The sequence below is a fragment of the Pseudonocardia kunmingensis genome (assembly GCF_006716445.1).
Classification (GTDB): domain Bacteria; phylum Actinomycetota; class Actinomycetes; order Mycobacteriales; family Pseudonocardiaceae; genus Pseudonocardia; species Pseudonocardia kunmingensis.
In genome coordinates, this window is record NZ_VFPA01000005.1 from 552,033 (window position 1) to 575,262 (window position 23,230).

18 protein-coding genes are annotated in these 23,230 nt (G+C 73.3%); 3 read left to right on the top strand and 15 right to left on the bottom strand.

Annotated features, from left to right (window positions below; genetic code table 11):
• Positions 1-13: 13 nt before the first annotated feature.
• On the bottom strand, positions 14-679 hold the full coding sequence (locus tag FB558_RS36175; RefSeq protein ID WP_142061572.1) for a TetR/AcrR family transcriptional regulator: 666 nt from the start codon (positions 677-679) through the stop codon (positions 14-16).
• 218 nt (positions 680-897) lie between these two features.
• Here FB558_RS36175 and FB558_RS36180 point away from each other — a divergent pair, with 218 nt between their 5' ends.
• Positions 898-1,506: a dihydrofolate reductase family protein gene (locus FB558_RS36180; RefSeq protein ID WP_142061575.1), complete on the top strand. Its 609-nt coding sequence runs from the start codon at positions 898-900 to the stop codon at positions 1,504-1,506.
• A 16-nt stretch (positions 1,507-1,522) separates the two neighbouring features.
• On the opposite strand, the gene pucL is transcribed toward FB558_RS36180, so the two are convergent.
• The 10 genes from pucL to FB558_RS36230 form a co-directional block, all read right to left on the bottom strand.
• Positions 1,523-2,368 carry a factor-independent urate hydroxylase gene (gene pucL, locus FB558_RS36185; RefSeq protein ID WP_142061578.1) on the bottom strand — a complete coding sequence of 282 codons (846 nt, stop codon included), beginning with the start codon at positions 2,366-2,368 and terminating at the stop codon, positions 1,523-1,525.
• Between the two features lie 3 nt (positions 2,369-2,371).
• Positions 2,372-2,692 carry a hydroxyisourate hydrolase gene (gene uraH, locus FB558_RS36190; RefSeq protein ID WP_142061581.1) on the bottom strand — a complete coding sequence of 107 codons (321 nt, stop codon included), beginning with the start codon at positions 2,690-2,692 and terminating at the stop codon, positions 2,372-2,374.
• The gene (uraD, locus tag FB558_RS36195) at positions 2,689-3,162 is read right to left on the bottom strand and encodes a 2-oxo-4-hydroxy-4-carboxy-5-ureidoimidazoline decarboxylase (protein WP_142061585.1); all 474 of its coding nucleotides are present in this window, start codon (positions 3,160-3,162) and stop codon (positions 2,689-2,691) included. The genes uraH and uraD (FB558_RS36195) overlap by 4 nt, the downstream gene beginning before the upstream one ends.
• Entirely contained in the window at positions 3,159-5,081 is a 1,923-nt protein-coding gene (gene uraD / locus FB558_RS36200; RefSeq protein WP_142061589.1) for a 2-oxo-4-hydroxy-4-carboxy-5-ureidoimidazoline decarboxylase, read from the bottom strand. The genes uraD (FB558_RS36195) and uraD (FB558_RS36200) overlap by 4 nt, the downstream gene beginning before the upstream one ends.
• A 364-nt stretch (positions 5,082-5,445) precedes the next feature.
• Positions 5,446-6,429: a CobW family GTP-binding protein gene (locus FB558_RS36205; RefSeq protein WP_142061593.1), complete on the bottom strand. Its 984-nt coding sequence runs from the start codon at positions 6,427-6,429 to the stop codon at positions 5,446-5,448.
• The gene (locus FB558_RS36210; protein ID WP_142061597.1) at positions 6,426-7,796 is read right to left on the bottom strand and encodes a UbiD family decarboxylase; all 1,371 of its coding nucleotides are present in this window, start codon (positions 7,794-7,796) and stop codon (positions 6,426-6,428) included. The genes FB558_RS36205 and FB558_RS36210 overlap by 4 nt, the downstream gene beginning before the upstream one ends.
• Entirely contained in the window at positions 7,793-8,428 is a 636-nt protein-coding gene (locus tag FB558_RS36215; protein ID WP_142061600.1) for a UbiX family flavin prenyltransferase, read from the bottom strand. Before FB558_RS36215 ends, FB558_RS36210 begins: the two co-directional genes overlap by 4 nt.
• Positions 8,425-9,780, bottom strand: coding sequence for a nucleobase:cation symporter-2 family protein (locus tag FB558_RS36220; RefSeq protein ID WP_170231703.1), 1,356 nt, complete (start codon positions 9,778-9,780; stop codon positions 8,425-8,427). Before FB558_RS36220 ends, FB558_RS36215 begins: the two co-directional genes overlap by 4 nt.
• A 37-nt stretch (positions 9,781-9,817) precedes the next feature.
• Positions 9,818-11,194, bottom strand: coding sequence for a nucleobase:cation symporter-2 family protein (locus FB558_RS36225; protein WP_142061606.1), 1,377 nt, complete (start codon positions 11,192-11,194; stop codon positions 9,818-9,820).
• Between the two features lie 37 nt (positions 11,195-11,231).
• Positions 11,232-12,650: an amidohydrolase family protein gene (locus FB558_RS36230; protein WP_142061608.1), complete on the bottom strand. Its 1,419-nt coding sequence runs from the start codon at positions 12,648-12,650 to the stop codon at positions 11,232-11,234.
• Between the two features lie 381 nt (positions 12,651-13,031).
• On the opposite strand from FB558_RS36230, the gene FB558_RS36235 reads away from it, so the two are divergent.
• A complete protein-coding gene (locus tag FB558_RS36235) occupies positions 13,032-14,018 on the top strand; it encodes an amidohydrolase family protein (protein ID WP_142061611.1) in 987 nt (328 codons plus the stop codon).
• Positions 14,019-14,059: 41 nt separating this feature from the next.
• Here FB558_RS36235 and FB558_RS36240 read toward each other — a convergent pair whose 3' ends face one another.
• Positions 14,060-14,791, bottom strand: coding sequence for a GntR family transcriptional regulator (locus tag FB558_RS36240; protein ID WP_142061614.1), 732 nt, complete (start codon positions 14,789-14,791; stop codon positions 14,060-14,062).
• A gap of 43 nt (positions 14,792-14,834) precedes the next feature.
• On the bottom strand, positions 14,835-15,911 hold the full coding sequence (locus FB558_RS36245) for a LacI family DNA-binding transcriptional regulator (protein ID WP_142061617.1): 1,077 nt from the start codon (positions 15,909-15,911) through the stop codon (positions 14,835-14,837).
• A 259-nt stretch (positions 15,912-16,170) separates the two neighbouring features.
• Here FB558_RS36245 and pucD point away from each other — a divergent pair, with 259 nt between their 5' ends.
• Positions 16,171-18,528, top strand: a complete 2,358-nt coding sequence (pucD, locus tag FB558_RS36250; protein WP_142061620.1) for a xanthine dehydrogenase subunit D — start codon at positions 16,171-16,173, stop codon at positions 18,526-18,528.
• Between the two features lie 1,364 nt (positions 18,529-19,892).
• Here the strand turns inward: pucD and FB558_RS36255 are convergent.
• The gene (locus tag FB558_RS36255) at positions 19,893-21,533 is read right to left on the bottom strand and encodes a peptide chain release factor 3 (RefSeq protein ID WP_142061623.1); all 1,641 of its coding nucleotides are present in this window, start codon (positions 21,531-21,533) and stop codon (positions 19,893-19,895) included.
• Positions 21,534-21,545: 12 nt separating this feature from the next.
• Positions 21,546-23,198, bottom strand: a complete 1,653-nt coding sequence (locus tag FB558_RS36260) for a GMC oxidoreductase (RefSeq protein WP_142061626.1) — start codon at positions 23,196-23,198, stop codon at positions 21,546-21,548.
• Between the last annotated feature and the right edge of the window lie 32 nt (positions 23,199-23,230).

A 23,230-nucleotide genomic window follows, 5' to 3' on the forward strand; every position in this document is an offset into this window, starting at 1 on the left:
GACGGGCATCAGCTCATCCGGGATCACCGGGCTGCCGGCTCGGGGCGGTCTCCGGCACCCGGAACGGATCGGGTGGCGCCAGGACGCCGAGAACGGAGGCGCTGACCACGCGTGAGGCGTCGGCGCCGGCGAGGCGTCCGGCGAGGACCTCGCCTGCAGCGCCGTGCACCAGCAGGTGCGCCGCATTCGTCAGCCACGCCAACGGCAGGTCGGTGCGGAACACGCCCTCGCGCTGACCGCGGCGGATCAGGGTCTCGACACGACGGGCGTGCGGGCCGTGCAGCCGGTGCAGGCGCTCGGCAGGCACGGTCCCCTCCGCGGCAGCCAGCAGCCCGACGGACTCGGCGACCAGCGACCAGGACGCAGTGAGCAGCCGGTGCACGGCCTGCCGAGCATCACCGGACAGGTCGACCCCGGACAGGACCTGCTCGCCCGCGAGCAAGGCGTCGACCAGAGCGGCCTCGACCAGAGCGGCGCGGGTCGGGAAGTGGCCGTAGAGCGTCATCCGGCCGACCCCGGCCGCGCGGGCGACGTCGTCCACGGTCGCGGCCGGATCCCGGCCCAGCTCGCGTCGGGCCGCGGCCACGATCCGGGCGATGCTGCGCTGCGCGTCGGCCCGTCGTGGCCGCGGCGGCGCGGCCGAGCGTGCCGCTGGACCGTCGCTCGGTGCAGATCCCACGAGAACACCCTAGCTCGTACGAGTTCGTACGAGCTACAGTGCCGATCCTGCAAGCCGTACACGGAAGTACGAGTTGATCGGGGAGAAGCGTTGACCCGAAGCGACACCGGCATCTGTCGGCGAGAGGCGCCTGCCGCGGCCGCTCGTCCTGGCGCTCGAGAACCACGCGCCGCCCCGACCGGACCTTCCCCCCACCTGCGACGCGAAGGGCCAGGACCATGCGCAAGCTCGTCGTCTCCATCCACAGCACGGCCAACAACATCGTCACCGGGCCACCGTCGGGCGACGAGACCGACTTCATGCAGTGGGCGCACCCCGGCATCGAGGACTCCCTGGACAGGTTCCTCGAGTCCCTGGACGGCGTCGACACCATCCTGCTCGGTCGCGGCACCTACGAGGACCTGGTGCGGAAGTGGCCCCTCGTCGGGGAATGGCCGGACGTGTCCGACGTCGCCCTCCGCATCGGAGAGAAGATCAACACCACTCAGAAGGTCGTCGTGACCGGGCGGCATCCGCTCGGCACCCTCGCGTGGGGCGGGTTCGAGCCGCCGATCCAGATCACCGGTGCCGCCGTCGCCGAGCAGATCGAGGAGCTCCGCAGGCGCGACGGCGGTGACATCATCACGTTCGGCAGCCCCGTCCTGGTGCAGTCCCTCACGAACGCCGGACTGGTCGACGAGTACCGGATCATCGTCCATCCGGTACTCGTGAACGAGGGCAGGCGGCTGTTCGACGACCTCGAGGGCCGCACGGATCTCCGGCTCGTCGGCGTCGACACGTTCGCGGGCGGCGCGATGCTGGTCACCTACGCGCCCACGAGATCGTGAGGCGGCCGCCTGCCGATCAGTCCCGCGTCACCGTCGCCTCGATCAACCCGTACGGGCGGTCGGCGGCGTAGAACACCTCGTTCGGGTTCTCCAGCCCGAACGGGGACAGGTCCACGACGAAGTGGTGCTTGTTCGGTGCCTGCAGGCTGATCTCGGCGATCTCCGGGTGCTTCTCCAGCGCCGCGCGGCCCATCTCCCAGAGCGTCTGCTGCAGGGCGCGGGAGTGCACGACCGCGAACTGCTCGAGCAGGATGCGCCGGACGTCGGCCCACGTCGCGTCCCAGTCCACGGCCGTGCCGCTGTAGCGCCACTGCGCCACCAGCGCCGTGGACATGATGCGGTCGTCGGTCTCGGGCAGCGTGGTGTAGCCGTCGGTGAGGAACCCGCGGAACTCCGACCCCGTCGACTTCAGCAGCACGAGGTCGCGCAGGCCCGAGACGACCTCCGTCCCGGCGTCGGACACGTCCACCACCGTCGTGCGGACGTCCTGGCCGCGCCGCACCCACGTGTGGTCGTGCTCCTGGGGGCCGACCGGCACGCGGTCCCACGCGTGCTCCTCCACGCCGATCCGCGCGCCGCGCACCGGCTCCACGTCGTCGACGAAGTGGCGGGCCAGCGTGATCGCGTAGTCCTCGATCGCGCGCAGCCCGTGCTCCTTCGCGAACGCGTAGGCGGTGTTCTTCTGGGTGTCGGTCGGCAGCACGGCGGACTGGTCGCCCGCCAGGTGCGCGGCCGCGAAGTCGCCGCGCAGCGAGGTCGACACGGTGACGTCGCGGATCTCGTGGCGCGGGGTGTCGCGGTAGATCCGCACGAGGCGGTTCTCCGCCTTGCCGTACTGGTTGGCGCCCAGCGTGATGCCCATCCCTCAGCTCCCGCGGTAGGTCGAGTAGGCGAACGGCGACAGCAGCAGCGGCACGTGGTGGTGGCGCCCCGCGTCGGTGACGGTGAAGGTGACGGTGACCTCGGGGTAGAACCCCTGCTGCCCGGTGGCTGCGAAGTAGGCCGCCGTGTCGAACGTGATCCGGTAGTCGCCCTCGGCCAGCGTCGCGGCGAGCCGGGCGATCCGGCCGTCGTCGTCGGTGACGCCGGCGGCGAGCTCGGTCCCGTCGACGGCGGCGAGCCGGACGCGGACCCCGGCGGCGGGCGCACCGCGGGTGGCGTCGAGGATGTGCGTCGAGAGACTCATGGGGCCACCAGCCGTTCGATCCGCAGCCGGTTGATCGCCGCCAGCTCGCGCAGCGCCACGGCGCGCTCGGTGGCCGGGTCGTTGCCCAACCGGGCGTGCAGGGTCGTGAGCAGGTCCTCGGCGCTGCGCCCGGAGGCGCAGACCAGGTAGACGTGCCCGAACCGCTCCTCGTAGGCGCGGTTGCCCTCGGCGAGCGCGGTGCGCACGCCGGCCTCGGCCGTGGCGACCGCGCTCTGCTCGCGCCGCGACGCCCCGGCCGCCACCCGGTCGCCGATGCGCGGGTGGCCGGCCATCGCCTCGTCCAGGTCGGCGTCGGTGAGGGCGGCCGCGGCGGTCTCCTGCAGCGCTGCGACCGACCGGTACGGCCGCCCGGCCGCGACCTGCCGCGCCCAGCGGGGCGCCCGGCACACGCCGAGCAGCTCCCGCTCGGCCTCGCCGGCATCCAGCGCGTCGAACTGCGCGATCTTCATGTGTCTCCTCTCCCGAAGGCCCGCGCCCGGGCCGTCGCGATCGGGTTCGCGCCGGCCACGAGGTCGGCGAAGCGGTGGTTGGCGACCTTGGCGATCTCGATCAGTGCGGCGGCGTGCTCCTGGGCCGGGGAGTTCCCCAGGCGCCGCTGCCCCTCGGCCAGTATCCGGTCCCGGGTGGCGGCCTCGCGCACGCACACGATCAGCGGGATGCCGAAGCGCTCCCGGTAGGCCGCGGCCAGTGCCGCGAACTCCTCCCGGTCGTCGTCGGCGAGCCGGGTGAGGCCCGCGCACGACTGGTCGCGTGCGGAGTCCTCGCCCTCGTCGCCGTCGGCCACGCGGTCACCGCCCAGGTCCGGGTAGGCCGACATCAGTGCGCGCTGCGCGTCGGCGGGAGCGGCGAACAACGCCTCCTGGAACGCCGCGCGCAGGTTCGCGGTGTCGCCGAAGGGCCGGTGGTCGTAGGCGCGCGCGACCACGTCCGTCGGGCCCTGGAACAGCCGCCCGAACGTCGCGACGAACTCCTCGCGGGTCATGCGGTTGACCTGCTCCAGCCGCACGGTGCCCGCGCCCGGCGTGCCGGCGACCGCCGGGCCGCGTCCCCGTCCGACGTGGTGGAACACGACGTTGAGCCCGATCGCGGTGATGCTGCCCAGCGTGATGCCCGAGCCGAACACGATCTGCGCCCACCCCGGCACGGCGGTCGCGACGTCCGGCTGTGCGGTCACCAGCATCGCGAGCCCCACGCTGGAACCCACGATCACGACGTTGCGGTGGTCGTGGAAGTCCACGCGGGCGAGCGTCTGGATGCCGACCACGGCGACCGTCGCGAACATCGCCAGCGCCGCGCCGCCCAGCACCGGGTGCGGGATGCCGGCCACGATCGCCCCCGCCTTGGGCAGCAGCCCCAGCACGATCATGAACCCGCCGGCGGCGACGACCACCCACCTGCTCTTGACCTGCGTCAGCCGCACGAGCCCGACGTTCTCGGCGAAGCACGTGTAGGGGAAGGAGTTGAGGACGCCACCGATCGTGGTGGAGAGCCCGTCCGCGCGCAGCGCCCGCGTGACGTCCTCGCGCCCGACCCGCTTGTCCACGATCTCGCCGGTCGCGAAGACGTCCCCGGTGGTCTCCACCGCGGTGATGAGCATGACCACGATCATGGACACGATCGCCGCGATGCTGAACTGCGGCCACCCGAAGTGGAACGGGGTCGTGACGCCGACCCAGGCCGACTCCCCCACCTGGTCGAAGTGGGCGTCACCCAGCAGCCACGCGACGCCCGTGCCGAGCACGAGCCCGACCAGCACCGCGACCGTGGCCATGAACCCGCGGAACAGCCGCTGGATCGCCACGATGACCGCGAGGGTGCCGAGCGCGTAGGCGAGGTGGCGCGGGTTGCCCGGCTGCGGGTCGGAGCCGCCTCCGACGGAGTCCAGCGCGGCCACCGGGAGCAGCGCCAGCCCGATGATCAGGATGACCGACCCGGTGACGACCGGCGGGAAGAACCGGATCAGGCGGCCGAAGAACGGGGCGACGAGGAACGTGGCGAGCCCGGCGACGATCACCGCCCCGTAGATCACGAGCAACCCGTCCGTGCCGCCCCCGGCCGCCAACCCGATGGCGATCATGGGCGAGACGGCGGTGAACGTGACGCCCTGCAGCAACGGCAGGCGCACCCCGACCTTCCAGAACCCGGCGGCCTGGATGATCGACGCGATCCCGCAGGTGAACAGGTCGGCGTTGATCAGGTGGATGAGCTCGCGGTCCGACAGGCCGATCGCGCCGGCCAGCAGGATCGGGACGATGACGGCGCCCGCGTAGAACGCGAGCACGTGCTGGAACCCGTAGACCGCGAGCTTGCCCGGGGGCAGCACCTCGTCGACGGGATGGGGACGGCGCTTCACGGCAGTTCCGCTCACAGGACACCTCGCTGTGCAGGCGGCGGGGACGGGAAGAACGATGACCGGCCGCGAGTGGCGCCCGACACCCTCCGAACCCACAAACCGTCCGGCGCGGGGTGCGGTGGCCCTGTGTGATCCGACAGGGCGCCCTCCACGGGGAACGGTCCGCGGGTGCGTCGACGTGGTTGCACGCCGCGCCCCCGCCGATACGCTCCCACCTGCGGGCTGCTTCCCGAGACGCCCGGCTGGTCCGGCGGGGCTGGGCGACGAAGGACCCGGCCTTCGAGATCTGCGCGAACGGAGCCTGCGCCGTCCCCCCGCAGCCGTCGCGCGCGTGATCAGGGAACCGGTGTTCGAGGACGGGTGATCATGCCGATCCGGGTCACGGCGCCGCCCCGGCGGGCGCGCAGGCCGCCAGCCCGCGGGTCAGCTCCTCGCGGTCGAGCCCGCGCCCGATGACCACCATCCGGCTGCGGCGCGGGTCGCTGCCCCACGGCGCGCCCGGCTGCACGTCGTAGAGCCGGTGCACCCCCTGGACGACGAGCCGGCGCTCGTCGCCGGACACCGCGATCATGCCCTTGAACCGGTAGAAGTCGTCGCCGCGCGCGTCGACGAGCCGCCGCAGCCACCCCTCGAACGCCACGCGGTCCAGCTCGCCGCCGACCTCGATGCCCACCGAGTCCAGCGCCGGGTCGTGCAGGTGCTCGGGCTCGTCGAGCCAGCCGGGGCGGTTCTGCAGCTCGCGGTTCAGGTCGAAGGCGGCGATCCCGAGGATCCGGGACAGGTCGACCCGCGCGTGGCTGGACGTCAGCACCTCCGCGGTGGCGTTGATGCCGCGCAGCCGCCGCTGCACGGCCTGCAGCTCGCCGGGCGTGACCAGGTCGACCTTGTTGACCACGAGCCGGTCGGCGAACGCGATCTGGTCGACCACGTGGTCGCCGACGCCGTCGGGGTCCACCTCGTCGAGGTGGCGGCCGACGTGCTGGGCATCCACCAGTGTCACGATCGCGTCCAGCTGGAAGTGGCGGGCGATCTCGTCGTCGACGAAGAACGTCTGGGCCACCGGGTTCGGGTCGGCCATGCCGGAGGTCTCGATGAGGATCCGGTCGAACCGCTCGCGCCGCTCCAGCAGCGAACGCAGGATCTCGATGAGGTCGGTGCGGGCGGTGCAGCACAGGCAGCAGCCGTTGCTCATCTCGATGATCTTCTCGTCCCCGCCGATGACGAGGTCGTTGTCGATCCCGATCTCGCCGAACTCGTTCTCGATCACTGCGATCCGGTGGCCGTGGTTCGCGGTGAGGATGTGGTTGACCAACGTGGTCTTGCCCGAGCCGAGGAAGCCGGTCAGGACGGTGACGGGGATCATGCGGTTCCTCCGGTGGGAGCGAGCAGCCGCCGCGCGGCGGCGCGGGCGTGGTCGGAGACGACGATGCGGTCGCCGTGGAAGTCCGGGCCGCGGGTGGCGTCCAGGCCCATCCGCGACGTGGTGCCGTCGCTGCCCGACGAGGGATCCAGCGGCGAGCCGGGCAGGCCGTCGACGACGAACAGATCGCGATGGGGCTGGAAGTGCGTGGCGAGCGCCCAGAGGACCTCGGCGTCGTCGGTGACGTCGACGTCCTCGTCCACGGCGATCACGGTCTTGAGGTAGGGGTCCCAGCCGAGCAGGCCCAGCATGACCTGCCGCGCCTGCCCGGGCCGGCGCTGCCGCAGCGCCACGTAGCAGTGGAAGTGGGTGCCCGACGTCGGGTAGTGCAACGCGGTGACGTCGGGGAAGCGCGCCATGAGCTGCGCGGCCATCTCGGCCTCGCGCGGGATCCGGGCGAGGTTGAGGTGCTCGGCCGTGTTGCCGCCCTCGACGTCGATCAGCAGCGGCTCGGCGCGGCGCAGGATCGTGTCGACGCGCAGCACGTTGTTCGTCGACCGGTTCGACGAGTAGCCGGAGAACTCGCCGAACGGGCCCTCCTCCGCCCGCGCGGCCGGGTCGACGGTGCCCTCGAGGACGATGTCGGCCCACGCGGGCACGCCGATCCCGTGCCGGGGGGTGCGCACCACCTCGAGCGGTTCGCCGAACAGCGCACCGGCCAGCGCCCGCTCGTCCACGTCGTAGCCGACCCGGGCGGAGGCGGCGAGCATGAACAGCGGGTGCCCGCCGATCACCATCGCCACCGGCATCGGCTCGCCGCGCTCGGCGTAGCGGCCGAGCATCCGCCACAGGTCCCCGCGGGAGTGCAGGCTCGTGGCGAGCTCGGTGCGCGAGTGCACCATCGAGCGGTGGTAGCTCAGGTTGCCCACCCCCGAGTCCGGGTCTTCCGCGACGATGATCCCGCTCGTGACGTAGGGCGCCCGGTCCGAGGCGAAGTGGCGCAGCATCGGCACCGTGGCGAGGTCGACCTCGTCGCCGCGCCGCACCACCTCGCACACCGGGCCGTCGTCCACCACCCGCGGCGGCAGCGGCGTCGCGGTGCGCTCCTGGTAGGTCGCGTGCAGCCGCTCCGGCGTGCAGCCGAGCAACCGCGCGATGCGCCGCCGTGAGGCGAACACGTTGCTGAGCACCGGGACGTCCAGCCCGTCGACCTTGCGGCACAGCACCATCTCGTCGCGCCCCGCGGCCGTGAGCTCGTAGATCAGCCCCGTGACGCCCTCGTCGGCGGACACGGCGTCGTCGACGACGAGGACGTCGTCGGGATGGTCGGCGAGGTAGGACGCGAGGAACTCGTGGGGATCCTGGGTCATGACACCGCTCCTTCCACGGGCTGCACCGTGATCCCGGGGCGCGGGGGGACGGGGCCGTGCCAACGCGGGTAGACGTCGTGCTCGATCCCGAACTGGTCGAGCACCTTTCCGGACAGGTGGGCGAGCACGTCCTCGACGGAGGACGGCCGCTGGTAGAACGCGGGCATCGGCGGCAGCACCGTCGCGCCTGCCTCGGTCACCGCCACCATGTTGCGCAGGTGCACGAGGCTGAGCGGCGTCTCGCGGGCCACGAGGACCAGCGGGCGGCGCTCCTTGAGGCAGACGTCGGCGGCGCGCGTGAGCAGGTCGTCGCCGTAGCCGTGGGCGATGCCGGCGAGGGTCCTCATCGAGCATGGCGCCACGGCCATGCCCAGCGTCGGGAACGAGCCGGAGGCGATCGACGCGGCGATGTCGCCCCTGCGGTGCACGACGTCGGCGAGCGCGGCCACCTCGGACGGGCACATGGTCGTCTCGAGCTCGATGGTGCGGTGCGCGGCCTGCGAGATCACCAGGTGGGTCTCGACGGTGCCGAGGTCGCGCAGGCACCGCAGCAGGTGGATGCCCAGGTGCGGGGCGCTGGCGCCGGTGATCCCGACGACCAGGCGGGGCCGGGCGGGCGAGAACCTGGTCATGCCGGCCGGGCCCCCTCGGCGTCCCGGGAGCGGGCCCGCACGTGGAAGACCAGGTTGAGCCCGACGGCGACGATCGTGCCGATGGCCACGCCGCTGTGCAGGACCGTCTGCAGGACCTCGGGCATCTGCGCGAAGAACTCCGGCACGGTCGCCGGCACCAGCCCGAGCCCGAGGGCGAGCATCACGATCAGCAGGTTGCCGGGCGCGGAGAAGTCCACCCGTGACAGCAGCTGGATCCCCGAGACGGCCAGCGCGCCGAACGTCACGAGCGCTGCCGCGCCGACCACCGGTTCCGGGATCGCGGCGACCACCCGGCCGACCGGCTGGACGACACCGAGCACGATCAGGATCACGCCGCCGACGGCCACCGGGTAGCGGCTGCGCACCCCGGTCAGCGCGATCAGCCCGATGTTCTGCCCGAACGTGGTGTAGACGAAACCGCTGAACACCCCGCTGACGGCCGTCAGCAGGCCGTCCACCCGGAGCAGGGCCGCGATGTCGCGGGGCCCGACCGGCTTGCCGACGACCTCACCGACCGCGAGGCCCTGCCCCGACCCCTCGACCATGAGGACGAAGACGATGATCAGCACCAGGAGGATCGACGGGACGTGGAAGGCCAGCGCGCCGAAGTGGAACGGGGCGACCATGCCGACCACCGGTCCCGCGCCGACCGCGCTCAGGTCCCCGAACCCGGCGACCCATCCGGTGACCGCGCCGAGGACGATGGCGAGCAGGATCGACAGCTGGCCGAGCAGGCCGCGCAGGAAGCGGTAGAACACCACCATCAGCGCGACCGTGAACGCCGCCAGGCCGAGCCTGCCGAGGTCGCCGTGGCCTGCCTCGCCCGGGTCGCCCGCGATGAGCTCGAGGCCCACCGGGATCAGGGTCAACCCGATCAGCGCGATCACGGTGCCGGTGACCACCGGCGGGAAGAACGCGAGGACCCTGCTGAAGTACGGGGCGACCAGGATCCAGACGATCCCGGCCACCAGCAGCGAGCCGTAGACGGTGCCGAGGCCGTGGCTCTGCCCGATGAGGATCATCGGCACGATGCCGTTCGACGCGGCACCGACCACGAGCGGCATCCGGATGCCGAAGCGCCACAGGCCCAGAGCCTGCAGCAGGGTGCCGATGCCGGCCAGCACCAGGTCGATGCTGACCAGCGCGGCGATCTGCTCCCCGGAGAGGCCGAGGCCCGCGCCGACGACGATCGGCACGACCACGACGCCGGCGTACATCACCAGCACGTGCTGGAGGCCCAGCAGGACGGTCGGGCCCACCGGAAGGCGCTCGTCGACCGCGGACGCGCCGGACCCGGGAGTGGCGGAGGAGTGTGCGTCGTGCTGAGCCATGGGATCCCTCACCTCGTCGGTCATCGGGAGCGGGGGGTCACGAACACGTACAGGGCTCGCCCACGGGGGCCGGGCACGTGTGCTCCTTCGGCCGCCGGTGGTTCAGCAGCAGGTTGAGCGCGATCGCGCAGAGGCCGCCCGCGGCGATGCCGCTGCCGAGCACGGTCTCCACCGAGGCGGGCAGGCCTGCGTAGAACTCCGGGGCGCCGCCGGGCATCATCCCGAAGCCGAAGGAGATCGCCACGATCATCATGTTGCGCGCGTTGCCCAGGTCCGCCTGGGCGGCGATCTTCAGGCCGATCACGCCCACCGTGCCGAACATGACCACCCCGACGCCGCCCAGCACCGGGCCGGGCAGGGACGCGATGACCGCCCCGAGCTGGGGCATCAGGCCCATGACGATGAGGATCACGCCCGCGGTGGCCACGACGAAGCGGCTCACGACCCGGGTGATGCTCACGACCCCGACGTTGTTGCCGAACGTCACGATCGTGAACGAGTTGAACACACCCGCCAGCGCGGCCGAGACGCCGTCGGCGCGCAGCGCACCCGCCATCGTCCGCTGGTCGATCCGGCGGTCGGTGATCTCGCCGATCGCGAGCGTGTGGCCGGTGGTCTCGACCATGTTGACGGCCTGGACGATCAGCATCGGCACGATCGCGGCGAGCAGGAACGTCGGCGGCCCGAACGCGAACGGCGTGACCATGCCGAACACGTCGGCCTCGGCCACCGCCGAGAAGTCGGCCATGCCGAGCGGGACCGCCACGACGGTGCCGACCAGCAGCGCGATCAGGATGCCGAACCGGCGCAGGGCCGCGGGCCCGAACCGCTCGATCGCCAGCACCAACCCGATCGTCCCCAGGGCCAGCAGCAGCTTGTCGGCCGACCCGTACCCGGGGGCGGTGGGATCGGATCCCGCGATGAGGTTCGACGTCTTCGGCAGCAGGGAGAAGCCGATGATGGCGATGATCGTGCCGGTGACGATCGGCGGGAAGAACGGCAGCAGCCGGGAGAACCACGGCGCCACCAGCCAGCCGACGAGGCCGGCGACGATGGTGGCACCGAACACCGCGCCCAGCCCGCCCTCCGCGCCGACGGTGATCGCGGGCGCTATCCCGGTGAACGTCGAGCCCATGACCATCGGCAGCCGGGCTCCGATGTTCAGCACGCCGATGGTCTGCAGGAGCGTCGCCACCCCGCTCACCAGCACGTTCGCGCTCACGAGCAGGGCGATCCGGTCGGTCGGCAGCCCGAGCCCGAGCCCGATCAGCAGGGGCGTGGTGACCATCCCGGAGTAGGCGACGAGGACGTGCTGCAGTCCCAGCGGCACGAGCTGCCGGATCGGCGGGACCGCGTCGACGGGGTGGGGGTTCGCAGCAGACGTGCGGGCGGTGGATCGGGCACGGAAGCGCATCGTTCCTCCATTGGAACGCCGGCGGTCGTGGACTGGGTCAGGAGATCCAGGGGGTGCGCAGGCCGGCCATGCCCGCCCGCGCGAGCAGGGCGTCGGCGTGGCGCTGGGCGTCGGCCATGACCTCGTCCTCGTCGAGGCGCAGGCACCGGCCGTCGGCGTAGACGATCTCGCCGCCCGCGATGGTCATGTGCACGTCGCCGCCACGGGCGGAGTACACGAGCTGGCTCACGACGCGGTGCAGCGGGCGCAGGTGGGGCCGGTCGAGGTCGACGACGACGATGTCGGCCAGCCGCCCGGGCTCCAGCACGCCGGCGTCGACACCGGCGTAGCGCGCACCGTCCCGGGTGGCCAGCTCGATGGCGTCCTCGGCGCGGGCGCTCGTCGGGTCGAGCGTGGCGAGCCGCTGGGCGAAGACCGCCTGCTTCATGCACTCGAAGGCGTCCTGCCGGTGCCCGCAGCTCGGGCCGTCGGTGCCGAGGGCGACGGCGACGCCCCGGTCCCGCAGGTCGCGCAGCCGCAGGGTGCCCGAGGCCAGGTAGGCGTTCGAGGTGGGGTTGTGCGCGACGCCCGCCCCGGCCTCGCCGATCAGATCGACGTCCTTGTCGTCGAGCCAGACCGCGTGCGCGAGCGTCGCGCGCCCGTCGAGCAGGCCCTCGGCCGCGAGCCACTGGACGGGCGTCGCGCCGTAGGCCTCGCGGTAGCTCGCCGGGTCGCCGCTGCCCTCGCAGCAGTGCGTGTGCCAGCGGGTGCCGAGCTCGCGGGCCAGCTCGATCGCGGCCCGCAGCAGGTGCTGGTCGACGTAGGTGAGGTTCAGCGGGGCCGGCCAGACCTCGACCCTCGACCCGGGCGGGCGCTGCCCCACCGCCTCCCGGGTGATCGCGAGCTCGTCCGCGGCCGAGTACCGGAACAGCTCCTCGGGCTGGCCGCGCCTGCGGGCGATCTCGCTGGGCTGCCCGACCACGCCGCGGGCGACCGCGCCGCGCAGCCCGGCCTGCTCGATCACGTCGGCCACGGCGAGGGTGGTGGCGAGATCGCTCGGGGCGTAGTGGTTGTCGACCACCGTCGTGATCCCGGACCGCAGGGCCTCCACCGCTCCGAGCCGGGCGCCCGCCACGGCCTCCGCGCCGGTGATCGCGATCGAGTACGGCCACATGAACCCGCACAGCCACGGCACGATCGACATGCCTTCGCCCAGTCCGCGGGCCAGTGCCTGGTAGAGGTGGTTGTGGCCGTCGACGAAGCCCGGGAGCACCGCCTTGCCGCGGCAGTCGACCACGGTCTCCGCGCGCCAGTGCGCCATCCGCGCGTCCGGGCCGACCGCGACGATGCGGTCGCCGCGGACCGCGACCGCGCCGGAGTCGTGGACGGTGCGGTCGTCGTCGACGGTCACGACGGCTCCCCCGGTGAGGAGGAGGTCGCAGTGCACGGTCGTCGGCCCGGTGATCCCGTCGGTCATCACGCCCGCTTCCCGGGCGGTGCGACCGCCCTGATTCCCGTAGCGCACTCCTGCGCCGCCCCGTGAGGGGGCGGTGGGGCGCCGAACGGTTTAACCCGGAAGGGAGGTCACCGGCGTGAACGCATGTAACGACACTCGGCGGCGGGTGTCAAGAACGCGTCGCGAACCTGCACGTCACAGGACCGCCGATCCGATCCCGCTCCGGGACCCGGGCGCTTCCGGGATCGCGGCCGGACCGGACCGCCGCAAATTACATGCAGATCGTTGACACGTGCACCGGGCGGTGGTCGAATCGGGCGAGCCGCGGACGACGCGGCGGCCCGTAGGTGCGATGAGTCGCGGCCGGGGAAGTCCGACGACCAGATGCCCGAGGAGCCTCTCGTGATCATCGATACGCACGTGCACCCGACCGACCTGGTCGACGAGGCGTGGCGCCACACCGGCACACCGTTCACCGGCGAGCGCACGCTCGCGATGATGGACGGCCCGTTCCCGATCAACGGCAAGCCGCGCCGCGTCGACGTCTCCTGCATCATGCCCCCGCCCGGCAACACCCAGTGGCGCGAGGGCAACCGGACCGGCCGCGAGGGCATCCGCGACTACCAGGCCTACGTCACGTCGCTGGTGCAGGCCTACCCCGACCGGTTCGTCGGCAACTTCATCTACAACCCGCGCTTCGGGCCCGAGAACGGCGCGGCCGAGCTGGCCTTCCACGTGAAGGAGCACGGCTACAAGATGATGAAGCTGCACGCCAACATGCACTCCTACCGCCCGGACCGGGCGCTGGACTGGCTGCGGCCGGCCCTGCGGGTGTGCGACGAGCTCGGCGTGATCGTGCTGCTGCACACCGGCGACGGGCCCTACTCGATCCCCACGCAGTTCTACCCGATCATCCGCGAGTTCCCGGACGTCACGTTCATCATCGGCCACTTCGGCATCCAGACCGGCGGCGTGTACTGCTTCGAGGCGTTCTGGATGATCCAGGACACGCCCAACGTGATCGGCGAGTCCGGTTGGCTGCTGCAGTCGCGGATCGTGGAGTTCGCCAAGGAGATGAAGAAGAGCGACCTCGTGTTCGGCACGGACTCGCCGCCGAACGAGCCGTGGATGTGGGCCCGCGAGCTGGAGGTGCTCTGCCACGAGCCCCCGCAGGGCCTCGCGCTCTCCGAGGACGACCTCGAGGGCTACCTCGGCAACAACATGGCGAAGCTGCTGGGCCTGGCGCCCACCCCGCCGCCGAAGGACGTCGCCGAGGCCGAGGCCTACCTGCGCGGCGAGGTGGTGCAGGCCTCGGCGGCGAACACGCACGCCGACGCGTACTCCGGCTACACCCCGTCGGCCTGGGCGGAGGCGGCGGCCGCGCGCTGACCCGGCGGCCCGCACCGCACGAACGGCCCGTCCGTCCCGCTCTATCGGACGGACGGGCCGTTCGTACGACGGCGGCGCCCAACCGGGTCCGGGCTCAGCGGTTTGGCCTGCGACAGGCGGGTGCGCAGGCGGGCGATGTGCCGCCGGGCCGCTTCGGCGGCCAGCTCCGGGTCGCCCGCCACCATCGCCTCGACGATCTGCCGGTGCTCGTCCAGCGCGAGTCGCGGCGCGTCGGGGCTGCGCCACAGCGAGTGCAGGGCGAAGTGCGAGCGCCCGGCCATCGGTTCCAGGGCCGCCGTGAGGTGCGGGTTGGCGGCGAGCTCGCGCAACGTGCGGTGGAAGCGCCGGTCGAGGTCGATGTGCGCCAGGATGTCCTCCCCCGACGACGTCGCGAGCGCCGCCTCGTGCTCGGCGAGGATCTCACGCAGGCCGGCCAGCGAGTCGGCGTCGAGGTGCTCGGTGGCCAGCCGGGCCGCGAGCCCTTCGAGCTGCTCCCGCACCAGGTAGAGCTGCCGCAGGTCGTCGATGTCGACGCGGCTGACCTCCGCGCCCCGGTTCGGGGCGTGCGTGGCGAGCCCGTCGTAGATCAGCCGCTGCACGGCCTCGCGGACGGGGCTGCGGCTCACCCCGAGCTGGCGCGCGAGCTCGGGGACGCTCAGCGGGGTGCCCGGAGGCAGCCGGTTGACCAGGATGGCCGACTTGACCGCCTCGTAGGTGCGCTCGGCCAGCTGCCCGCCCTGCTCCAACCGGTCGAGCGCGCGGGGCACGGACATGACGGACCTCGATCAACTCGGCTGGACGGGCGGAGGATACCGCTCAGCGCTGTCCGTTCGCTCCGCCTGACGAACGAACGGCACTTTCGTCGCTTCCTAGCCGACGAATGTGCCGTTCGTCCGGTCGGGGTCGACACCCGCAGCTGCGACGCGCCACGAACGCGACGTCCAGCACGCGGTCCGGCACCGGCTCCGCCCCCTGCCGGACGGCGGCCAGCGTCGCCACGGCGGCCCGTCCCACGTCCTCCAGCGGATGCCCGACGGTGCTGAGCGGCGGCCAGGTGTGGGCGCCCGCCGCGGTGGCACCGAAACCCGTCACGGCCAGGTCGTCCGGCACCCGGATCCACAGCTCCTGGGCGACGCTCAGCACGTCCACCGCCAGGCCGTCGGCTGTGGCCACGACCGCCTCCGGCCGGTCCGGCCCCGCGAGCCAGTCGCGGACCTGCGCCCGGGTGGTGTGGCGGTCCAGCCCGGTGCGCAGCACGGCCCCCGGCTCGAGCCCGGCCCGGTGCAGTGCCGCGGCGCAGCCGCGGGCCCGGTCGGCGACCGGGCCGGAGCGCGCGTCGCCGGTCAGGCAGCCGATCCGGCGGTGGCCGTGTGCCAGGAGGTGCTCGGCGGCCAGTCCCCCGCCGCGGCGGTTGGCCAGCACGACCGACGGGGCCGCGACACCACGGGGCGCGCGGTGGTTGAGGTACACCAGCGGGACGCCGGGGAGATCGAGCGGCGGCACGGGATCGGCGACCTCGGCCTGCACGAGCAGCAGGCCGTCGACCTGCATCCCGGCGAGCGCCTGCACGTAGCGCTGCTCCTGGCGGCGGGAGAATCCGGAGTTGCCGAGCAGCACGAGCACGCCCTCGGCGTGGGCGGCCCGCTCGACGGCGTGCACGAGCTCGGTGAAGAACGCCTCCGTGCTGTCGGGCACCACGAGCCCGATCGTGCGGCTGCGCGCGGACCGCAGCGCCCTCGCCACGAGGTTCGGCCGGTAGCCCAGCTCCACCATCGCGGCCTCGACGCGGGCCCTCGTCGCCGCGGCGACCGGGCGCGGGCCGTCGTTGACGACGTAGCTGACGACCGCAGGGGACGTGCCCGCACGGCGCGCGACGTCGTCCCGGGTCACCACGGGAGCAGGCTATCGGTCCCTTGACAGCGCCGCATCTACACGAGTTGACTCCGGTCATCTACACGTGTTGACCACCGCGAGAGCTTCCGCCCGGGAATGGGCTGCGTCGCAGCCGGGAGGGGGGTGGGTCGCCTCGGTGTCCCCCCGTCGCACCTCGAGGAGTCGCAGTGAGCGAGCGTCAGCGAGCGAATCATCAGCACAGCGCCCACGCGCTGCGTTGTTCCCCGATGGGCCGGCCGAGCGCCAGCGAGGCCGTGCGATGAGCCCGTTGACCAACGGGGCCGAGACCCGGCAGGCCGGCGCCGTCGGCCGCAGTGCCCCGCGCCCGGACGGCACCCTGAAGGTGACCGGCCAGTTCGCCTACTCCTCCGACCTCTGGCTCGACGGCACGGTGTTCGCCACGACCGTGCGCAGCCCGCACGCGGCGGCCCGCATCCGCTCGATCGACGTCTCCGCGGCGCTCGCCCGCCCGGGCGTGCACGCCGTGCTGACGCACGAGGACGTCCCGGGAGCCGCGACCTACGGCATGAAGGTGGCCGACCAGCCCGTGCTCGCCGTCGACGAGGTGCGTTACCAGGGCGAGCCCGTCGCGCTCGTGGCCGCCGACGACGCGGAGGCCGCGCGCCGGGCCGCGAAGCTGGTGCGCGTCGAGTACGAGCTCCTGACCCCGGTCACCGACCCCACCACGGCGCTCGACACCGGCACCCGGGGCGTCCACCCGGACGGCAACCTCGTCCGGCACGTGAAGATCCGCCACGGCGACATGGCGCTGGCGCGCGAGCAGGCGGAGGTGGTCGTCACCGGGGAGTACGAGGTCGGGATGCAGGACCAGGCCTTCCTCGGCCCGGAGTCCGGCCTCGCCGTCCCCGCCGAGGACGGCGGCGTCGAGCTGTACGTGTCCTCGCAGTGGCTGCACAAGGACCTCGAGCAGATCGCGCCGTGCCTCGGTCTGCCTCCCGAGAAGGTCCGGCTCACGCTCGCCGGGGTCGGGGGCGCCTTCGGCGGCCGCGAGGACCTGTCCGTGCACGTGCACGCCTGCATGCTCGCCCTGCGCCTGGGCAGGCCGGTGCGGATGGTCTACAACCGCTACGAGTCGTTCTTCGGCCACGTGCACCGGCACCCGGCCCGGATGCGCTACGAGCACGGCGCACGCCGGGACGGCACGCTCGTCTACGTGAAGGCGCACCTGCTGCTCGACGGCGGCGCCTACACCTCGACCTCGCCCGTGGTGATCGCCAACGCCGCCTACTTCGTCGCCGGCGCCTACGCCGTGCCGCACGCCGAGATCGACGGCGTCGCCGTGTTCACCAACAACCCCCCGTGCGGGGCGATGCGCGGGTTCGGCGCCGTGCAGTCCACGTACGGCTGTGAGTCCAACATGGACGAGCTCGCCCGGGCGCTGGGCACGGACCCCCTCGAGCTGCGCATGCGCAACGCCATGACGACCGGCACCGTGCTGCCGACCGGGCAGGCGGTGGACGGCCCGGCTCCGGTGCGCGAGCTGCTGGCGAGCCTGCGCGACCGGCCGCTCCCGCCGGCCCCGGACGGCGAGCGGGACCTGCGTGACCTTCCCGGTGGCGTCGGCAACACCACCGACGGCGAGGGCGTGCGCCGCGGGGTCGGCTACGCCGTCGGCGTGAAGGCCATCGGCTACTCCGGCGGCGTCGACGACACGTCGACCGCGCGGGTGTCGCTCACCGTCGTCGGCGGGGAGCCGTCCGTCTCGGTGCACACGGCGGCGGCCGAGTGCGGGCAGGGTGTCACCACCGTCCAGGCGCAGATCGCGCACACCGAGCTCGGGGTGTCACGCGTGGTGGTGCTGCCGGCGGACACGCGGATCGGTGACGCCGGGTCCGCGTCCGCGTCGCGGATGACGTGGATGTCCGGGGGCGCGGTGCAGGGCGCGTGCCGCGCGGTGGCGCGGGAGCTCCTGCGCCGCGCCGCGAGCGCCACCGGACTGTCGCCGAGCGCCCTTGCGCTGCGCGACGGCCACGTGGTGGACCGCACCGGCGCGCCGGTGGCCACGGTGGCCGCGCTCGTCGGCGACACCACCGTCGAGCAGACCTTCACCTACCACCACCGCCCGACGCAGGGCATCGACCCGGAGACCGGGCAGGGCGACGCCCACATCGCGTTCGCGTTCGCGGCCCACCGCGCCGTGGTGGACGTCGACGTCGAGCTGGGCCTGGTGAAGGTGGTGGAGCTCGCCACCGCGCAGGACGTCGGCCGGGCGATGAACCCGATCGCCGTGGAGGGCCAGATCGAGGGCGGCAACGCCCAGGGCCTCGGCCTGGCCCTGATGGAGGAGATCCTCGTCGACGACCAGGGGCGGGTGCGCAACCCCTCGTTCACCGACTACCTCATCCCGACGATCCTCGACGTGCCCCCGATGCCGATCGAGATCTTCGAGTACCCCCACCCCGACTCGCCCTACGGCCTCAACGGGGTCGGCGAGCCCCCGACACTGTCCTCCACGCCAGCGATCCTGAACGCCCTCCGCGACGCGACAGGCCTGGCCCTACCCCGCACCCCGATCCGTCCCGACGACTTCACGTCCGGCCCCCCACCCGCACCTTGGAGCCACATTGCTGTTTCCCACGCCCCAGGAGAGCAGTAGGGCTCCCTCGTGAGGCACAAGCCCCGCTAGAGCGGCGGCCACGCACGTTCACGCGGGTCGGGCAGCGGCCGATTCCGGTGCCCGAGCCCACGCACCCCGTCTGCGCCCACGCCCCCCGTCTGGGCTCACGCCCCCCGTCTGCCGCGACGCACCCCGTCGACGGGTGGCGTGGGGCGAATCGAGGTGCGTGCGCGGACAAGGGGTGCGCGAGCACCGCGGCCGCCTTCCCGGGGGTTCCTGCCCCGCGGCGCGGGTTGCGGTGGGCGCGCCGTTCCCGGCTCGAGGCGAACTGCCCCGCCCCGCGCCGAGCCGTCACTCGCAGTCGCCCCGGCGCCGTGCCCGCCCCCGGCGTCGACAGTGGCCCGGTTGGCACAACTACCGGGTGACGTGGTCGCTCTGGCGGCCGTCCCCGACCGGGCCCCGGCCGGTCCACGACGAGCCCGTCCCCGCCGGGTGCCACTCAACCGGCTGTGGTCCCGTTCAAGAACCCCTTCGACACCATCTTGATCAATGAAGCAGGTACCCGAGCCGCACCCGCGCAACACATGTCCCGTTTCCGCCGGTCAAGGGCGCCTGGATGGGCCGCGGACCAGTCCGGTGATCATGCGCAAGTGGTGGAACGGGACCACCGCCAGGTGCGCACCCACCCAGCAGGGACGCTCTCGTCCCGAACAGGCCTGGGCCAGGTCGGGGACGGCCGCCCGGCCGACCACAATATTCGGTACTTGGCCCAACCCGACCATCTCGCCGACGGGCGGGGGCAGGGGAACCGGCCGACTGCGCCGAGGACCGGGCCAGGGCGGGCGGCAGCGGTCGCGAGCCGGGAACGGCCCGCCCACAGGAGAACCCACCGCCACATCGACCACCATGAATCTGCGACCGAGGCCGGAGACCCATGACGTCGACCGGGTCCGCACAGGCGCGTTCCGCGGAACGCGCGACCGGCCCTGATCAGCAGAAGAGGTGTCAGAGCGACAGATCTGACGCCCTCACACCACTCCTGGCAATCAACCCGGCGAGAAGCGCACGAGCGCGGTCGCGAGGACCCTGACGTGCGGCTCGCGGCGCCGCAGGACCAAACGGCGACCGTCTGCAGCGGACCCTCCGACTGCACCGTGGCACCGCGCCGCGGTGCGGTGCGATGTCGGTGACCTGGCGGCAGGTGGTGCGGTGGCGGGCGCGGCGGCAGCTGCTGGTCGAGCCCGCGGCGGACGCGCTCGCCGTGGCCCGGCGGGTGTGCGGGCTGCACGCGCAGGTGGCGTCGTGCACGCCCCTGATCGCCGGCGTCCGCAGCGCCGCTCCGCCCGACCTCGAGGCGGCGCTGTGGAAGCGGCGGTCGCTGGTAGGTGCGCTGTGGGACGGAGTCAGCGCGTTACGCCTGCGGGTAGCGGTTCCAGGACCAGGTCGTCGAACTTGCGGCGGATCGTCTCCATCCGCCACTTGTTGCTGAACACCGCGAGCAGCGCGCCGTCGGCGCGGCGGGTGAGGACCTCCACCTCGCTCTGGCCGGCGAGCAGCGCGGCGCCGGCCTCGTCGGTGCGGCGGGTGACCGTGTAGCCGAGGGGCTCGAGCGTCACGGGCGCGCGGAACTCCGACTCCAGCCGGGAGGTCACCACCTCGAACTGCAGCGGCCCCACCGCGGCGAGCACGGGGGCCTGGTCGCCGCGCAGGTCCGAGACGAGCACCTGGATCACGCCCTCGCTGTCGAGCTGCTCGATCCCGCGCCGGAACTGCTTGAACGCGCCGGTGTCGGCGGCGCGCACCACGGCGAAGTGCTCGGGCGCGAAGCTCGGGATCGCCGGGAAGTGCACCGGGTCGGCGGCGTAGAGGGTGTCGCCGGGACGCAGCGCGCCGGCGTTGACCAGGCCGACGATGTCGCCCGGGAACGCCTCCTCCACGGTGGTGCGCTGCTGGCCGAACACCGCCTGCGCATACTTCGTGGCGAACGGGCGCCCGGTGGCGGCGTGGGTGAGCACCATGCCGCGCTCGAACCGGCCCGAGCAGATCCGCACGAACGCCATCCGGTCGCGGTGGGCGCGGTCCATGCCGGCCTGCACCTTGAACACCAGCCCCGACAGCGGCGCCTCCAGCGGGCGCGGGTTGCCGTCGGCGTCGTCGCGCGGCTCGGGGGCGGGCGCGAGGTCGACCAGCGCGTCGAGCAGCCGCCGGACCCCGACACCGGTGAGCGCGGCGCCGAACAGCACCGGGGTGGCGGTGCCGGCGAGGAAGTCCTTCTCGTCGTACTCGGCGCCGATCTCGCGCAGCAGCGCCAGCTCGTCCTGCGCCGCGGGCCAGAACTCCGGCTCGGCCGCAGCGACCTCCGCCTCGGGCACCAGCTGCGCCTCGGCGCGGGTGGCGCCCCCTGCGGTGCGGGTGAAGCGGGTGAACTCGCCCGTGGCGCACTCGACCAGACCGCGCAGCTCGCCCGCGATCCCCACCGGCCACGTCAGCGGCATCGGGCGCAGGCCGATCGTCTGCTCTACCTCGTCGAGCAGCTCGAGGGCCTCCCGGCCGGGCCGGTCCCACTTGTTGACGAACGTGAGCACCGGGATGCCGCGGGCGCGGCAGACGTCGAACAGCTTGAGCGTCTGCGGCTCGAGGCCCTTCGCCGCGTCCAGCAGCATCACCGCGGCGTCGACGGCGGCGAGCACCCGGTAGGTGTCCTCGGAGAAGTCGCCGTGGCCGGGGGTGTCGAGCAGGTTGACCACGCAGTCGCGGTAGGCGAACTGCAGCACCGCGGACGTGATCGAGATGCCGCGCTTGCGCTCCATCTCCATCCAGTCCGACGTGACGCCGCGGCGGCCGGACTTCCCGTGCACCGCACCGGCCTCGTCGATCACCTCGGCGTAGAGCGCGAGCGCCTCGGTGAGCGTCGACTTGCCGGCGTCGGGGTGGCTGATCACGGCGAACGTGCGGCGCCTGCGCGCCTGCGCCGGCACGCCCGCCGGCTCCGCGTGGGCCGCTGGCTGGACCGCTGGCTGGACCGCTGAATGGACCTCTGACATCAGGACCCCAGCCTACGGGGCGGGGACCCGTGCTCGGTCGGCCGCCACGCGCTCGGCCACCCGGACGGCGAGCGCGACGATCGCCAGTGTCGGCCCGACCGCTCCCGCCGTCGGGAAGACCGCGCTGCCGGCGACGAACAGGTTGGCGCAGCCGTGCACCCGGCAGTCCCGGTCGACGACGCCGGCCCGGGGCGAGTCGGCCATCCGCAGCAGCCCCATCTGGTGCGTGCCGTCGGTGAAGGGCATGTCCGCGATGCGCTCGGCGTCGGCCACGTCGACCGTGCCCAGCCCGAGGCGCGCGAACTCCGCGCCGATCAGCTCCATGCTGCGCCGGATCCGGTCCCGGTCGCCGTCCGACACCCGGTAGTGGATCTCCACACGCCGCTGGCCCAGCGCGTCGCGCTCGCGGGAGAGCGTGACGCGGTTGTGCGGCTCGGGGGTCTGCTCGGCGTCGAACCGCAGCCGGCAGGTCGCGCCGTCCAGCGGCATGAACGAGGGCAGGATCCGCCCGCCGGTGACCCGCGGCAGCGCCCAGGACCCGGCGAACCGGGCGACGCGCGGCCAGTCGCGGACGACGTTGCCCACGTGCGCGCCCAACCCCGTCGTGTCCGCGTAGCGGGCGTGGGTGCCCGCGGCCTTGAAACCCATCCGGGCCCGGTGCAGCGCGTAGTAGGTGAGCGAGAACGTCGAGAGCAGCCCGTCGCGGTGGCCGGGGTCCATGGGGTCGGCGAACCACAGGGCGGCCTTGAGGTTGCCCAGCCCGTGCCGCTCCTGCACCGCGGGCGCGAGCGCGAGCATGCGGCGCGCGTAGACGCCGTCGCGGGTGCGCCGGTAGCCCAGCCCGAGCGCGCGGCCCCGGTCGCCGACCACGACGGTGCCGACCTCGCCGACCGGGTGGGTCATGTAGTAGCGCCCGACCTGGTCGTGCTCGTTGCCCAGGCCCGCGGGCGTCTGCGCGTCGGAGGCGAGCAGGATCCGCGCGGACTCCAGCCCGCCCGCGGCCAGCACGAACGTCTCCGCCGCCACGGTGATCTCGGCGCCGGGCCGCGGCACGACCACCGCCTCCGTGACCGCGCCGCCCACCGGGTCGCGCTCCAGCCGCACGACGGTGGCCTCCACCAGCAGCCGGACGTTGCGGGCGCGCGCCAGCGTGCGCATCCGCCCGTCGAACGCCGTGGGCGGGCTCCACCGCCACAGCCGCTCCACGTCGAGGGTCGCCGACGGGGGCACCGCCGCGCGCGGGAGGCCCGCGGCCCGTGCGGTGTAGTCGTACTCGCCCGCCTGCAGGTGCCCCTGGGCGCGGCGCAGGTGCGGGGCGAGCTCGTCGGCGGACACCGGCCAGCCGGGCGCGCCCGCCCACTCCCGCGGCGCGTGGTCGAGCGGGTCGAGCGGGGCGCAGCGCCCGCCCCACACGAGGCTCGTGCCCCCGAGGCGCTTCTGCCGCACGGCCTCGGCCGGATCGTGGGCCTCGGACCCCTCGGCGGCGCGGTAGGTGTCCACGTGATCGCCGGTGTAGCGGGCGGCGCCGCCTTCGAGGACGAGGACGTCGACCCCGCGGACGGCCAGCTCGGCGGCCACGGTGGCGCCCGCCGGACCCGTCCCGATCACACAGACCTCGGCCGACACCCGGCTCCCCGGCGCGAGGCCGCGCGCATCGATCAGCACGCCGCCCGAGGGTAGTGCTGCCCGGATCGCGG